At 45.0% G+C, this 12721-nt stretch carries 23 protein-coding genes; 21 read left to right on the top strand and 2 right to left on the bottom strand.

What is annotated here, in order from left to right; genetic code table 11:
* From rpmC to BLT41_RS06835, 21 genes are all read left to right on the top strand, one after another.
* Complete coding sequence (rpmC, locus tag BLT41_RS06935; RefSeq protein WP_092159612.1) at positions 1–195, top strand: 50S ribosomal protein L29; 195 nt, start codon at positions 1–3, stop codon at positions 193–195.
* Positions 196–198: 3 nt separating this feature from the next.
* A complete protein-coding gene (gene rpsQ, locus BLT41_RS06930; protein ID WP_031479671.1) occupies positions 199–465 on the top strand; it encodes a 30S ribosomal protein S17 in 267 nt (88 codons plus the stop codon).
* Between the two features lie 11 nt (positions 466–476).
* Positions 477–845, top strand: a complete 369-nt coding sequence (rplN, locus tag BLT41_RS06925) for a 50S ribosomal protein L14 (protein WP_092159611.1) — start codon at positions 477–479, stop codon at positions 843–845.
* Between the two features lie 30 nt (positions 846–875).
* Entirely contained in the window at positions 876–1193 is a 318-nt protein-coding gene (gene rplX, locus BLT41_RS06920; protein ID WP_092159610.1) for a 50S ribosomal protein L24, read from the top strand.
* Positions 1194–1202: 9 nt separating this feature from the next.
* Complete coding sequence (rplE, locus tag BLT41_RS06915; protein ID WP_092159608.1) at positions 1203–1742, top strand: 50S ribosomal protein L5; 540 nt, start codon at positions 1203–1205, stop codon at positions 1740–1742.
* A 9-nt stretch (positions 1743–1751) separates the two neighbouring features.
* Positions 1752–1937 (top strand): type Z 30S ribosomal protein S14, encoded by a 186-nt coding sequence (locus tag BLT41_RS06910; RefSeq protein WP_084153995.1) that lies wholly within the window; start codon positions 1752–1754, stop codon positions 1935–1937.
* Positions 1938–1952: 15 nt separating this feature from the next.
* Positions 1953–2336 carry a 30S ribosomal protein S8 gene (gene rpsH, locus BLT41_RS06905; RefSeq protein WP_092159606.1) on the top strand — a complete coding sequence of 128 codons (384 nt, stop codon included), beginning with the start codon at positions 1953–1955 and terminating at the stop codon, positions 2334–2336.
* Positions 2337–2348: 12 nt separating this feature from the next.
* Positions 2349–2885 carry a 50S ribosomal protein L6 gene (rplF, locus tag BLT41_RS06900; protein ID WP_092159604.1) on the top strand — a complete coding sequence of 179 codons (537 nt, stop codon included), beginning with the start codon at positions 2349–2351 and terminating at the stop codon, positions 2883–2885.
* Between the two features lie 9 nt (positions 2886–2894).
* On the top strand, positions 2895–3254 hold the full coding sequence (gene rplR, locus BLT41_RS06895) for a 50S ribosomal protein L18 (RefSeq protein ID WP_092159602.1): 360 nt from the start codon (positions 2895–2897) through the stop codon (positions 3252–3254).
* 16 nt (positions 3255–3270) lie between these two features.
* Positions 3271–3762, top strand: a complete 492-nt coding sequence (rpsE, locus tag BLT41_RS06890; RefSeq protein ID WP_092160357.1) for a 30S ribosomal protein S5 — start codon at positions 3271–3273, stop codon at positions 3760–3762.
* 10 nt (positions 3763–3772) lie between these two features.
* Complete coding sequence (rpmD, locus tag BLT41_RS06885; RefSeq protein WP_092159600.1) at positions 3773–3946, top strand: 50S ribosomal protein L30; 174 nt, start codon at positions 3773–3775, stop codon at positions 3944–3946.
* Positions 3943–4389, top strand: coding sequence for a 50S ribosomal protein L15 (gene rplO, locus BLT41_RS06880; RefSeq protein WP_092159596.1), 447 nt, complete (start codon positions 3943–3945; stop codon positions 4387–4389). Before rpmD ends, rplO begins: the two co-directional genes overlap by 4 nt.
* A 2-nt stretch (positions 4390–4391) precedes the next feature.
* On the top strand, positions 4392–5702 hold the full coding sequence (secY, locus tag BLT41_RS06875; protein ID WP_092159594.1) for a preprotein translocase subunit SecY: 1311 nt from the start codon (positions 4392–4394) through the stop codon (positions 5700–5702).
* A gap of 5 nt (positions 5703–5707) precedes the next feature.
* Positions 5708–6475 carry a type I methionyl aminopeptidase gene (map, locus tag BLT41_RS06870; RefSeq protein WP_092159591.1) on the top strand — a complete coding sequence of 256 codons (768 nt, stop codon included), beginning with the start codon at positions 5708–5710 and terminating at the stop codon, positions 6473–6475.
* 198 nt (positions 6476–6673) lie between these two features.
* A complete protein-coding gene (gene rpmJ / locus BLT41_RS06865; protein WP_005027799.1) occupies positions 6674–6787 on the top strand; it encodes a 50S ribosomal protein L36 in 114 nt (37 codons plus the stop codon).
* Positions 6788–6799: 12 nt separating this feature from the next.
* Positions 6800–7171, top strand: coding sequence for a 30S ribosomal protein S13 (rpsM, locus tag BLT41_RS06860; RefSeq protein ID WP_092159589.1), 372 nt, complete (start codon positions 6800–6802; stop codon positions 7169–7171).
* Between the two features lie 85 nt (positions 7172–7256).
* Positions 7257–7646, top strand: coding sequence for a 30S ribosomal protein S11 (gene rpsK / locus BLT41_RS06855; protein WP_092159587.1), 390 nt, complete (start codon positions 7257–7259; stop codon positions 7644–7646).
* Positions 7647–7665: 19 nt separating this feature from the next.
* Positions 7666–8292 carry a 30S ribosomal protein S4 gene (rpsD, locus tag BLT41_RS06850; protein WP_092159581.1) on the top strand — a complete coding sequence of 209 codons (627 nt, stop codon included), beginning with the start codon at positions 7666–7668 and terminating at the stop codon, positions 8290–8292.
* Positions 8293–8305: 13 nt separating this feature from the next.
* A complete protein-coding gene (locus tag BLT41_RS06845) occupies positions 8306–9346 on the top strand; it encodes a DNA-directed RNA polymerase subunit alpha (protein WP_092159579.1) in 1041 nt (346 codons plus the stop codon).
* Entirely contained in the window at positions 9336–9752 is a 417-nt protein-coding gene (rplQ, locus tag BLT41_RS06840; protein WP_092159573.1) for a 50S ribosomal protein L17, read from the top strand. The genes BLT41_RS06845 and rplQ overlap by 11 nt, the downstream gene beginning before the upstream one ends.
* 85 nt (positions 9753–9837) lie before the next feature.
* Positions 9838–10740, top strand: a complete 903-nt coding sequence (locus BLT41_RS06835; RefSeq protein WP_092159571.1) for a selenium metabolism-associated LysR family transcriptional regulator — start codon at positions 9838–9840, stop codon at positions 10738–10740.
* 61 nt (positions 10741–10801) lie between these two features.
* Here the strand turns inward: BLT41_RS06835 and BLT41_RS06830 are convergent, their stop codons facing one another.
* Positions 10802–11629 (bottom strand): menaquinone biosynthesis protein, encoded by an 828-nt coding sequence (locus BLT41_RS06830; RefSeq protein ID WP_092159570.1) that lies wholly within the window; start codon positions 11627–11629, stop codon positions 10802–10804.
* On the bottom strand, positions 11622–12719 hold the full coding sequence (gene mqnC / locus BLT41_RS06825) for a cyclic dehypoxanthinyl futalosine synthase (protein WP_092159569.1): 1098 nt from the start codon (positions 12717–12719) through the stop codon (positions 11622–11624). The genes BLT41_RS06830 and mqnC overlap by 8 nt, the downstream gene beginning before the upstream one ends.
* Between the last annotated feature and the right edge of the window lie 2 nt (positions 12720–12721).

The raw sequence follows: 12721 nt of genomic DNA, 5'->3' as shown, positions 1-12721 counted from the left end.
ATGAAGACTAAAGAACTACGTGAACTCGATACTGCTGCTCTAACTGAGAAACTTACTGCTTCTAGACTGGAGCTTTTTAATCTCCGCTTCAAGCACGCAACTGCTCAGTTGGAAAATACCCAGAGACTAGTCGAAGTCAAAAAAGACATCGCCAAGATTCAGACACTTCAGCGTGAAAAGGAACTGGGAGCATAAGCCATGGCAGAGCTTAATTTAAAAGGAAACAGGCGTGTGCTTAGCGGTAAAGTCGTCAGCGATAAGGGTGACAAGACTATTGTCGTCCGTGTTGAGACTCTCGTTAAACACCCCTTGTATAAAAAATTCATTCGTCGTCACACCAAATTCATGGCACATGATCCTGCTAATGAATGCGTTATTGGCGATAAAGTACAGATTGTAGAATTCCGTCCCCTTAGCCGGCGCAAAAGGTGGCATTTGGATAAAATTCTGGAAAAAGCAGTTTAGGGGTATACGCCATGATTCAGACAGAATCCAGACTAGACGTAGCAGATAACTCCGGCGCCAAAAAGGTTCTTTGTATAAAAGTCCTTGGGGGCTCAAAGAGACGTTACGCAAGTGTCGGAGACATTATTGTGGTTTCCATTAAGGAAGCTATGCCCCATTCCAAAGTGAAGAAGGGCTCTGTAATGAAAGCAGTCGTAGTACGCACCAAGAAAGAAATTGGTCGTCCTGACGGGTCTTACATCAAGTTTGACAATAACTCTGCCGTTCTTCTGAACAGCTCAATGGAACCAGTAGGGACTCGTATTTTCGGTCCCGTAGCAAGAGAATTGAGGTCAAGCGGCTTCATGAAAATAGTTTCTCTTGCTCCTGAGGTTCTTTAAAATCCTTATCACGAGAGAAGGTTATACGGCATGAACAAGATACATGTTGATGACAAGGTAATGGTCATCGCCGGCAAGGATAAGGGGAAGATCGGCAAGGTCATAAAGATCAACCGCAAAAAGGACACAGTCCTTGTAGAGCAGGTTAATACGGTTTCTAGGCATACTAAGCCTAATCCGTATGCTAATCAGCCCGGCGGTATTGTTGAGAAAGAAGCCCCTCTTCACATCTCCAACATTCAGGTTGTGTGCCCATCGTGCACAAAAGCAACCAGAGTTGGAGTTCGTGAGACCAATGACGGAATTAATGTCCGTTTTTGTAAAAAATGTAACGAAATCATCGACTAGGGTCTTGCGATGACACGTCTCGAAAAAATATATACGGACAAGGTCGCCTCGGTTCTTAACAAAGAATTCGGGTACAAGAGTTCAATGGAGATTCCTTGCATAAAGGCTATATCTCTTAACATTGGACTCGGCGAAGCAAGCCAGAACGCAAAGCTCATTGACGGTGCTGTATCTGAACTTACTGCTCTTGCAGGTCAGAAAGCAGTTGTCACCAGAGCCAAGAAATCCATTGCAGCATTTAAGCTGCGTGAGGGTATGCCAGTAGGCGCCCGTGTGACCCTTCGCAGGGATTACATGTGGGATTTTCTTGATAAACTCGTTAGTTTTGCGCTCCCGCGCGTACGTGACTTCCGCGGAATTCCTGACAAAGGATTCGACGGACGCGGTAACTTCACTCTGGGAATCAAGGAATTAACCATATTTCCTGAAATTCGGCTTGATCAGATCGAGCTTACCAAAGGGATGAATGTGACTATCGTCACCTCCGCTAAAACTGACAAAGAAGGCAAGATGCTCCTAGAGCTTCTTGGTATGCCCTTCAAGAAATAGGAGGTCGGTGTGGCCAGAACAGCGTTAAAAGTTAAGGCTAGACGTAAGCCTAAGTTCAAGGTGCGCGGTTATAATAGATGTCCCATATGCGGACGTCCACGTGCATTCCTGCGGAAATATGGCGTATGCCGTATTTGTTTCAGGGAAAAGGCCCTCGCGGGTGAACTTCCCGGCGTGCGTAAAGCCAGCTGGTAATATAAGGAGTTTGAAATGCCTGTTGTCGATCCAATCGCCGATATGCTGACCCGCATTCGTAATGCGCACGGTGCTTACCATAAGTCCGTGTTCATTCCCGGGTCAAAAATTAAAACCGCAATCGCCGGAATCCTTAAGGATGAAGGTTATATCGTTGACTTCACTACTGAAGACAAAGATATTACCGTGACACTTAAGTATGTTGATGGAAAATCGCTTATTAGCGGTATGAAAAAAATCAGCACACCCGGAAGGCGCGTATTTGTAGGCGTTGAAGATATTCCCAGTGTCCTTAATGGACTCGGGATTTGCATACTTTCCACTTCAAAGGGCGTAGTTGACGGAGTCAAGGCGAAAGACTTGAATGTCGGTGGCGAGCTCTTGTGCGAAATCTGGTAGAGAGGGTTTAAGATGTCCAGAATTGGAAAAAAACCTATTGATATACCTTCTGGTGTAGAAGTTACTGTCGGAGCTGAAGCAGTTTCCGTCAAAGGTCCTAAAGGATCGATTTCTACTCCTATACACCCCATGGTCAGCTATAAAGTAGCTGACGGTGTGGTAGAGGTAATGAGGTCTGGCGAAACTCGCCAGGAATGTGCACAACACGGCCTGCATCGCACACTTCTTTTCAATTGTATTGAAGGAGTCTCTAAAGGCTACTCCAAAACATTGGAAGTCGTAGGTGTCGGTTATAAGGTGTCCGTTCAGGGCAAGAACATCATACTTAACGTAGGATATTCTCACCCTGTACAGTTCCCGCTTCCTGCTGGCATAGAAGCCAAAGCAGAAGGTAGCAAGCTTACCGTCAACGGGATTGATAAACAACTCGTTGGTGAAGTTGCCGCACAAGTTCGTCGTGTACGTCCACCTGAGCCTTACAAAGGCAAAGGTATTAAATACATTGATGAACAGATCAGACGTAAAGCCGGTAAGTCCGGTAAAAAATAGGGTACAGCCATGAAAATGACTAAAGAACAGGCAAGACGTCGTAAAAAAGTACGTATCCGTAAAAAGATTAGTGGTACTGCTTCGCGTCCTCGTCTTGTTGTTTTCCGTTCAAACAAGTACATCTACGCTCAGCTCGTAGATGATCTGATTGGCAAAACCGTGACCGCTTCCTCTTCTTGCGCTCTTGTTAAGGGTGACAATGCTGTGAAGCTCACCTGCAAGACCGCTGAAGCTGTTGGTAAGGATATTGCTGCCAAGGCTAAGGAATTGAATATCGACAAGGTCGTTTTCGACCGCGGCGGATATATCTATCACGGCAGGGTCAAGGCCCTTGCAGACGGCGCTCGTGAGGGTGGCCTGAAATTCTAAACTTATGGGAATCTCCATGGAACAGAATGATCTGGGTCTGATTGAAAAAATCGTTTATCTCAACCGAGTCGCTAAAGTGGTAAAGGGCGGTAGAAGGTTCTCCTTCAGCGCCCTGGTTGTGGTAGGTGACGGTAAAGGTCAAGTCGGTTTTGGACTTGGTAAGGCTAACGAAGTTCCTGAAGCTATTAGAAAAGCTTCAGAAAGAGCACGGAAAGACATGATTTCCGTACCTCTTCTCGACGGAACTCTTCCTTATGAAGTTCTGGGCCGTTATGGTGCCGGACGTGTTATGCTTAAACCCGCTTCAAAGGGTACCGGAATTATTGCCGGTGGTCCTGTCCGTGCGGTGCTTGAAGTTGTAGGCGTTCATGATATCCTTACTAAGGCTATCGGCACCAATAATCCGCATAATGTACTTCGCGCGACTATCGCCGGGCTTGCTTCTCTGCGTAGCGCAGATGAAGTTTCTCTGCTTCGCGGGAAGAAAGTTGTGACTCCCAGAAAGTAGGAGTACTGAAATGCTTAAAGTTAAACTTATTCGCAGCAAGATCGGTTGCAATCCTAAACAGCGCAAGACTCTTGTGGCTATGGGATTGCGTAAGATCAGGCAAGAGAAAAGCTTTGAAGATAACCTCGTTATTCGAGGCATGATCAATAAAGTTTCGCACCTTGTGGAGGTAACAGAATCATGAGGCTGCATGAATTATATCCGTTCCCTGAGGAACGCAAAAATCGCAAACGCGTAGGTCGCGGTGGTGGATCTGGAATGGGGGGAACCTCAGGAAAAGGTCATAAAGGTCAGAACGCACGTTCTGGCGGTGGTGTCCCTGCCTGGTTCGAAGGTGGACAGATGCCTCTAGCTCGCCGCTTGCCTAAACGCGGTTTCAAGAATCCTTTCCGTGAGGAATATGTTGCTTTGAATATTGGAGCAATTCTTGGAGCCTTTGAAGGTAAAACTGAAATCACTCTTCAGGATATTTATGATCGTGGTCTTTGCAAAAAGACAGCTCTCGTAAAAGTTCTTGGAATGGGTGAAGTCAGTGCAGCGATAACTATCGAAGCACACCGTTTCAGCGCGTCTGCAACTGAAAAAATCACCAAGGCCGGCGGAACGGCCACAGCTCTGGAAGGATAATTGTGGCAACTGCTGGAGTTGACAATCTTTCCCGACTGCCGGAACTGAAGAAAAAAATCCTTTGGACTTTTCTTCTTCTGGCTGTCTACCGGGCCGGGATTCATATCCCGGTTCCCGGTGTAGACAGCGCTGCATTGGCCGACTTTTTTGAGAGTGTTTCTAACACTCTCTTCGGCCTTTTTGACATGTTCTCCGGTGGCGGGTTGCGTAATCTGTCTATATTCGCGTTAGGCATCATGCCCTATATCTCCGCGTCTATTATCATCCAACTTCTTAATGTAGTAAGTCCGGACCTTAAAAGACTTAGTCAGGAAGGGGCTCAGGGACGCAAGAAGATTACCCAGTATACCAGGTACGCCACTGTACTCATTACGATAGTGCAGGGGTTTGGAATAGCCATGGGACTGGAAAGTATGGTCAGTCCTACTGGTGCGCCTGTTGTCCTTTATGCTGGATGGACCTTCCGCTTAATAACCATTCTCACTTTAACAGCTGGAACCGTTTTCTTGATGTGGCTCGGTGAACAAATGACCGACCGCGGTATTGGGAACGGTATTTCAATGATCATTTTTGCTGGTATCGTAGCAGGTCTTCCATCTGCTATTTTTAATACCGTTAGATTGATGCAGGCTGGAGAGATTACTCTCTTTCTGCTTATTTTTATCTTAGCATTCATGATCGCGATTTTAGCTTTTATCGTGTTTATGGAACGAGGGCAGCGTAGAATACCGATTCATTACGCTAAGCGTATGATGGGACGAAAAATGATGGGAGGGCAGACTACACATTTGCCTCTTAGAATTAACACTGCCGGTGTTATTCCTCCTATCTTTGCTTCAAGTATTCTGCTCTTTCCTACCACTTTGGCTAGTTTCTCTAATAACGAGTGGCTGTCAAAGATGTCCGCGCATTTTACGCCGGACTCCATAATTTATAACCTTATATTCATCTCCCTGATCATCTTTTTCTGCTACTTCTATACAGCGATCATCTTTGATCCTAAAGGAATTGCAGAAAATATTCAGAAACAGGGTGGCTTTATTCCTGGTATCCGCCCGGGCACAAAAACTCGCGAGTACATCGACCGAGTTCTTGCAAGGATTACTCTTTGGGGTTCCTTGTATGTTGCCGCGATCTGCGTACTTCCCATGTTGTTAATATCTCAGTTCAATGTTCCTTTCTATTTCGGAGGAACCGCACTGTTGATCGTAGTAGGTGTGTCCATGGATTTCATGGGCAAGATAGAATCTTACTTGATTTCACGTCAATATGACGGACTCATGGGCAAAGGAAGCAAGGTTAAGGGCAGGTAGTAGTTTTGAAGAAGTATAGAGGGATATACCTCAAAAATGAAAAAGAGATTGGCCTCATGCGTGAGGCCAATCGTCTTGTTTCTACAATTCTCGATATGTTAAGCGAAGCAGTTAGGCCAGGTATCAGTACTATGGCACTCGAGGAAATTGCTGATAAAGCTTGTGAAAATTTTGGGGTAGTACCCGCCTTTAAGGGGTATCACGGTTTTCCTTTTGCTTTGTGTTGTTCCGTCAATGAGGAAATTGTTCATGGGTTTCCATCCAACGAGCGAATCCTTAATGAAGGCGATATCGTCAGCATTGATATGGGTGTTGTGTACAAAGGTTTTTACGGAGACTCTGCACGCACTTATCCCGTAGGTTCAGTTCCTGCTACCACTCAGATGTTACTTGACGTGACTCGTGAGTCGCTTATGAAAGGGATTGAACAAGCGCATCCCGGGAATAATCTTTATGATGTTTCCCGTGCGATTCAAGAATATGCAGAGTCATTTGGATATGGAATTGTTCGAAGGTTCGTTGGGCACGGCATTGGCCGTAATTTGCATGAGAAGCCCGAGGTTCCGAATTTTGTTCCTGCCGGATTACCTGGTGTGAATCTCAGAACTGGAATGGTTATAGCCATCGAACCGATGGTTACAGCTGGTACATATGAGGTAGAAGTTCTATCTGATAAGTGGACAGCTGTTACTAAGGACAGGAAGCTGTCCGCCCATTTTGAGCACACAATTGCCATTACATCAGATGGCCCGATTATATTGAGCCTGTCTTAATTTTAGATAATTTCCTGTCAGGGCTTGATTTTTGTAGAATAGTTCTGTATAAATCTTTTTTTTGAATTTTCGTGGCAACGGAAGACTTAAGCATGGACTCAACTGCCTTTTAGCCGGGTGGTTTTGAGACATCATTGGCCCACAGTCGGCTAGCTCCCGATTGGTTAAACTGTTAAACTGCATTATTTGGAGACGGTCATGAAAGTAAGACCATCTGTTAAGAAGATTTGTCCCAAATGCAAAGTAATCAGACGCAAAGGTGTTCTTCGGGTGATATGTGAAAACCCAAGACACAAACAGCGTCAAGGATAGAGAGGTATAACTGTGGCTCGTATCGCTGGAGTAGACCTTCCGAAAAATAAGCGTTTGGATATTGCGTTGACTTACATCTTTGGTGTAGGTCGCACTACCGCACTCAAGATTCTTGATACCGCTGGTATCGACTGGATGTTGAAAACTGATGACCTTAGTGGTGATCAAGTCAACACCATTCGTAAAGAACTTGAAGATAACTATAAAGTTGAAGGTGACCTCCGTCGCAATCAAGTTGCTGATATTAAGCGCTTGATGGACATCGGTAGTTACCGTGGACTCCGCCATCGTCGCGGACTGCCCGTACGCGGTCAGAGCTCCAAAACCAACGCAAGGACTCGTAAGGGTCCACGTCGCTCAGTAATGAGTAGGAAGAAGAAGTAAATAAGACCAATCCGCAGTTTTGGGACCCGGCTTTATCAGGTCTTCGTTCTGCTGGTATAAATTCAACTCATCTGGAGAGAATGGTATGGCTAGACCTCGCCGTTCCGGCAAGAAAAAAGAAAAAAAGAATGTTCCTGTGGGCCTCGCTCACGTTAAAGCAACATTCAATAATACTATAATTACCTTCACTGATTTAAAAGGTAACGTAATCAGTTGGGCTACTTCCGGCGCATCCGGTTTTAAAGGATCTAGAAAATCTACTCCTTTTGCTGCACAGATTGCTGCAGAAACCGCCGCTAGAAAAGCTCAAGACCAGGGTATGCGTACCGTGGGAATCTTTGTAAAAGGCCCCGGTTCCGGTCGTGAGGCTGCTATGCGCGCCATCGGTAACATCGGTATGAAGGTTAACTTCATTCGCGATATCACGCCCATACCGCACAACGGCTGTCGTCCGCCGAAGCGCCGCAGGGTCTAACGTTCGCAGGAGAAAAACCTTGGCTAGATATACAAAAGCAAAATGCAGACTCTGCCGCAGAGAAGGCGAAAAGCTCTTCATCAAAGGCGACCGCTGCTTTACTGATAAGTGTTCATATGAACGTCGTCCCTATGCGCCTGGTATTGCTGGACGCATGAGAAAGAAAATGAGTGACTACGCAATTCAGCTTCGTGAGAAGCAGAAAGTGCGTCGCATGTACGGTATCCTTGAAGGTCAGTTCCGCGGTTATTTTAAGCGCGCTGATTCCATGAAGGGTGTAACCGGTGCGAATCTTCTCATTATTCTTGAAAGTCGCCTTGACAACACTATTTACCGTTTGGGATTTGCCAACTCTCGCAATCAGGCTCGCCAGCTTGTTAGACACGGCATCTTCAATAAAAATGGAAGGCGTGTAGACATTCCTTCCATGCAGGTAAAGCCCGGTGATGTTATTGAAGTTCGCGAAGAATCCCGTAAAATTCCGGTAATTCTCGAAGCTCAAGAAGTTATTGCTCGTCGTGGATGTCCTGAATGGCTCCAGTCCGACGGTGCAGCCTTTAAGGGTGAAGTAAAAGCGATGCCGACTAGGGAAGACATACAGTTCCCTATCAACGAACAGCTGATTGTCGAGCTGTACTCCAAATAAGAAGGATTAGTGCATGCTTATTCAAGACGGTGACAAACTCATCAACACACGCAACTGGGCCGAGCTTGTCAAGCCGGAACAGCTCGTGCGCGATTCCAAGTCCAACGAGCTATATGGCAAGTTCATTTGTGAACCCTTGGAGCGTGGATTTGGCACAACCATAGGTAACTCCCTTCGACGGGTACTCCTGTCTTCTATGCAGGGAGCAGCTGTGGTTGCTGTTAAGATCGAAGGCGTCCAGCACGAATTCACCACCATTGAAGGTGTGATGGAAGATGTCACTGAAGTCGTGCTGAACATCAAACAGATTAGATTCGCAATGACTACTGATGAACCCCAGTTCTTAACCCTTGCGGTTAATAAGCAGGGTGTCGTCACCGCAGCTGATATTCAGGAAAACCAGAACGTCAAAGTCCTCAATCCTGAGCAGACTATTGCGACTCTCTCTGAGAAAATGGTACTCGATATGACTTTCGAGATCCGTATGGGTAAGGGATACGTTCCTGCCGATATGCATGAGGGTTTTGTAAACGAAATTGGTCACATTCAGACTGATTCAAGCTTCTCTCCTATCCGTAAGGTTGCTTACAGTGTAGAGCAGGCTCGTGTCGGACAAATGACCAACTACGACAAGCTCGTACTTGAAGTCTTTACCGATGGTTCCGTCACTCCTGAAGATGCTGTCGCTTATAGCGCCAAAATTCTTAAGGAGCAGCTCTCCGTCTTCATCAATTTTGATGAAATGGGCTCTGAACAAGAAGAGTCTAAGGAAAGCGACCTCGACCTGAACCCGAATCTGTTCAAAAGTATCGATGAACTTGAATTGTCCGTTCGTGCGACTAACTGTCTCAAGGCTGCTAACATTCGTATTGTTGGTGAACTTGTACAGCGTACAGAACAGGCCATGCTTAAGACCAAGAACTTTGGACGTAAGTCTCTTGATGAAATCCGTAGAGTTCTTGACAGTATGGAACTTAAGTTCGGGATGCCCTTAGAGGATTTCGACAAAAAGCATCAGGAATGGCTGAAGAGGAAAGAGAAAAATGAGGCATAATAAATCCGGAAGAAAGCTCAACAGAACAGCTTCTCATAGAAAAGCCATGTTCCGTAACATGGTCCGCTCTCTGTTGACTTACGAACATATCCGTACCACCGAGCCAAAGGCGAAAGAACTGAGAAGTTTTGCTGACAAGCTGATAACTCTAGCTCTTCGTGATGACCTTCACTCAAGACGTCTTGCTTACAAGACTCTCGAGAACCATGGTCTCGTACAGAGGCTTTTTGATGAAATCGGCCCCCGCTTTATCGGCGGAGGCGGTGGTTACACCCGTATTATCAAGCTCGCTGAACCACGTAAGGGCGATTGCGCTCCTATGGTGATCATCGAACTTACAAAACGTGCTGAAGCTCCTGTAGCTGCGGCGACTGAGACTCCTGCTGAGGAAACTCAGGAAGCATAAATTATGCTACTTTAAAAGGGGCGGAATTAATTCCGCCCCTTTTTTTTAATCGAATGTATAGATATTTCTGATGCGAGGTATTGGGATGGACTTACGAAGACTGGAAGCTTTTTGTAAAGTTTACGAATTGAAAAGTTTTTCTAAAGCGGGACGAGAGCTTTATCTTTCGCAGCCTACTATCAGTGCGCATATTTCTACTCTTGAAGAAGAGTTAGGAGTGCAGCTCTTTGACAGACTCGGCAGATCTATTATGTCAACTCAGGCCGGAGAGGTGCTTTATCGAAACGCCAAAGATATTTATGAATTAATCGGGAAAGCTCATTCTGAGATAAATTTACTTCGTGATAAAGTTGTAGGTGATTTAGATATCGGCGGGAGTACGATTCCTTCGCATTATCTTCTGCCTGGAATTTTGTATGATTATTGTAAAAGATTTCCAGATGTACGAGTTCATATGTCGGTTGGCGATACTTCCGAAATTTTACAGAAGATCCGCTCCGGGGATTTGATTCTCGGCATTGTCGGAGCTACCAGCGATTCTCCGAACGTAGAGTTTATTCCTATCATGAGAGATGAGCTGGTAATTGTTGCGCCGCCGGTTCTCGTTAAGAATTATGAAGGTATCGTAGATATCCAGCAATTGGCCGAGTTACCTTGGGTTATGCGCGAAGGTGGATCTGGAACTCGTAAAGCTCTTGAACAGGGTCTTGCTGAGCTAGGTACGAATGTTCGCGACCTGAATGTAACTGTATGGGTTGAGTCCACTCAGGCTGTGGTACAATGTGTTAAAGCGGGACTTGGTATTAGTGTTACATCACGTCTAGCCGCTCAGTCTTTGATAGACTCAGGTGAATTGGTACATATTAGCGATCTTCCACTTAATCTTGAGCGCAGTTTTTATCTCGCTCATCTTAAAGGGAGAGAGTTTTTCCCTGCCGTTCGTTATTTCATTGAGCATGTTAAGAGCAATTCTTTCGACTTCAAATAGAACTTGGTCAATAAAAAAGAGCCGGAGTGTTGTTTAACATCTCCGGCTCTTTTAGTTTTTATTATATTTTAATAAAATTAAGTTCAGGAACTTGTGAGATTTGTCCTTTTTTTTGCAAATATTTTGCGAAAACTTTAAGACCTTCAATTTCTTTTTCCTTCAAATTATAGACAAGTCCTTCAAAGTAAGACTTCATTTCATCAGGCGAAAGAATACTTTTTTCTGCTGTAATTTCTGACATGCGGTCAATATTAGACTGTCCCCATTCTTTACCCTTTATTAAAGTGCGGACGGCCTCTTTTATCTCTGGTTTATCAGCCACATCTTTACGAACAAGCCAGACTCCGAAAATAAAGGGCAGTCCGGTCCATTCCCGCCAAGCTTCACCCAGATCCAATTTGTAAGGATAGTCTTCGTGATGGCGAAGGTTTAGAGCTTCATCGCCGATTGCAAGGATAGCCTCGGGTCTTTCTCCTGCCTCAAGAAGTTCTGTTGCATTGCCTGTTTCATATTGGGGATTTACAGGAATATACTCAGTCAATAAAATTTCAAGCAGGGCTGCCGAGGTATGAGTCTGCGAACTAACTAGAATTTTACATCCTTTCATCTCTGCAATGGGCTTGCGGCTGATTAGCAAAACGGATTGTACTGGCCCGCAACTTCCTATTGCGATGTCGGGAACAAGTTCATACTGTTCAGCGTGGCGTAAATACTCAATTGAAGATGTTGATGAAATATGAAGCAATCCTTCCGCCATCAGCTTATTAAGTTGCGCAGGAGGTCCATAGAAAAAATTAAAATTATTTTCAATCAACTTGGATTCAAGTGGGTAATAGATTGGCAGTACATTTAAATATGAAATCCTGCCGACCTTAATTTCTTCAAACATTACGGCTCTCCATCAATGTGTAATCCATGCTTCGCTGCTTTGGAATGAACCCGGCTTTTGTTATAAGATCAGCTATTTCATTTTCGGACAGTCTGAAACTTACTCCTGCTGCTTTGACAACATTTTCTTCAATCATCGTTGATCCGAAATCGTTGCCACCATAACTCAATGCAAGCTGAGAAATTTTAGGTCCCATTGTGACCCACGATACCTGCACGTTGTCAAAGTTATCGAGCACAATTCTAGAGACAGCTAACAAGCGTAGATATTCAACGCTGGTCATTCTGCGGGCATTTGGAATATTTGTATTGTCGGGCTGGAAAGTCCAAGGAATAAAAGCTGTAAATCCGCTGGTGCGATCCTGTACTTCACGAAGGGCTAAAAGATGCTTTATCCTGTCAGCAGGTTGTTCCTCGTGTCCGAACATCATGGTCGCAGTGGTTCTGATTCCCATGTTATGGGCTGTTTCCATCACGCCAAGCCATTGTTCGGTTGTGCACTTGTTGGGTGCAATTCTGCTTCTCACTTCGTCTACAAGTATTTCCGCTCCGCCGCCGGGAATGGAAGCAAGTCCAGCGTCAATGAGTCTCCTAAGTACTTCTTTTACAGAAATACCTTCAAGTTCACTGAAATAAACTATTTCAGGAGGTGAGAATGCATGTATATGAATCGGATAATTATCTTTTATAAACCGGAGCATGTCTTCGTAATAAGTAAGAGGCAAGTCCGGATTATGTCCACCCTGCATGAGAATTTGTGTGCCGCCAAGATCAACAGTTTCCTGAAGTTTTTGTGCGAGCTCTTCTCTACTGATGACAAAACCGCCATCTTGACCGGGGGCCACGTAAAATGCGCAAAATTTGCAACCGCATGAGCAAATATTTGAGTAGTTTATATTTCTATCAACAACGTAGGTGACATTCAGATCAGGATGTTTAGCCATTCTGATTTGATTCGCTAAGCTGGCTAAATCGAATAAGTCCGCTTTTTCAAGCAGCGTCATTGCTTCATCAAAATTTATGCGTTCACCCGCTGAAACTTTAGCTCCGATTTCGAGTACTTCAGCCGGACTTTGAGTAAGATTTGTCATAT

Origin of the sequence: Maridesulfovibrio ferrireducens (assembly GCF_900101105.1) — a bacterium.
GTDB lineage: Bacteria > Desulfobacterota > Desulfovibrionia > Desulfovibrionales > Desulfovibrionaceae > Maridesulfovibrio > Maridesulfovibrio ferrireducens.
Note: the sequence above shows the minus strand (reverse complement) of the source record. Positions and strands in the feature narration are given on the sequence as shown.

What these genes read in the sequence shown, in the direction of transcription:
- rpmC (WP_092159612.1), top strand. Translation starts at nt 1, where the DNA reads ATGAAGACTAAAGAACTACGTGAACTCGATACTGCTGCTCTAACTGAG.
- rpsQ (WP_031479671.1), top strand. Translation starts at nt 199, where the DNA reads ATGGCAGAGCTTAATTTAAAAGGAAACAGGCGTGTGCTTAGCGGTAAA.
- rplN (WP_092159611.1), top strand. Translation starts at nt 477, where the DNA reads ATGATTCAGACAGAATCCAGACTAGACGTAGCAGATAACTCCGGCGCC.
- rplX (WP_092159610.1), top strand. Translation starts at nt 876, where the DNA reads ATGAACAAGATACATGTTGATGACAAGGTAATGGTCATCGCCGGCAAG.
- rplE (WP_092159608.1), top strand. Translation starts at nt 1,203, where the DNA reads ATGACACGTCTCGAAAAAATATATACGGACAAGGTCGCCTCGGTTCTT.
- rpsH (WP_092159606.1), top strand. Translation starts at nt 1,953, where the DNA reads ATGCCTGTTGTCGATCCAATCGCCGATATGCTGACCCGCATTCGTAAT.
- rplF (WP_092159604.1), top strand. Translation starts at nt 2,349, where the DNA reads ATGTCCAGAATTGGAAAAAAACCTATTGATATACCTTCTGGTGTAGAA.
- rplR (WP_092159602.1), top strand. Translation starts at nt 2,895, where the DNA reads ATGAAAATGACTAAAGAACAGGCAAGACGTCGTAAAAAAGTACGTATC.
- rpsE (WP_092160357.1), top strand. Translation starts at nt 3,271, where the DNA reads ATGGAACAGAATGATCTGGGTCTGATTGAAAAAATCGTTTATCTCAAC.
- rpmD (WP_092159600.1), top strand. Translation starts at nt 3,773, where the DNA reads ATGCTTAAAGTTAAACTTATTCGCAGCAAGATCGGTTGCAATCCTAAA.
- rplO (WP_092159596.1), top strand. Translation starts at nt 3,943, where the DNA reads ATGAGGCTGCATGAATTATATCCGTTCCCTGAGGAACGCAAAAATCGC.
- rpmJ (WP_005027799.1), top strand. Translation starts at nt 6,674, where the DNA reads ATGAAAGTAAGACCATCTGTTAAGAAGATTTGTCCCAAATGCAAAGTA.
- rpsK (WP_092159587.1), top strand. Translation starts at nt 7,257, where the DNA reads ATGGCTAGACCTCGCCGTTCCGGCAAGAAAAAAGAAAAAAAGAATGTT.
- BLT41_RS06845 (WP_092159579.1), top strand. Translation starts at nt 8,306, where the DNA reads ATGCTTATTCAAGACGGTGACAAACTCATCAACACACGCAACTGGGCC.
- rplQ (WP_092159573.1), top strand. Translation starts at nt 9,336, where the DNA reads ATGAGGCATAATAAATCCGGAAGAAAGCTCAACAGAACAGCTTCTCAT.
- BLT41_RS06835 (WP_092159571.1), top strand. Translation starts at nt 9,838, where the DNA reads ATGGACTTACGAAGACTGGAAGCTTTTTGTAAAGTTTACGAATTGAAA.
- BLT41_RS06830 (WP_092159570.1), bottom strand. Translation starts at nt 11,629, where the DNA reads ATGTTTGAAGAAATTAAGGTCGGCAGGATTTCATATTTAAATGTACTG.
- mqnC (WP_092159569.1), bottom strand. Translation starts at nt 12,719, where the DNA reads ATGACAAATCTTACTCAAAGTCCGGCTGAAGTACTCGAAATCGGAGCT.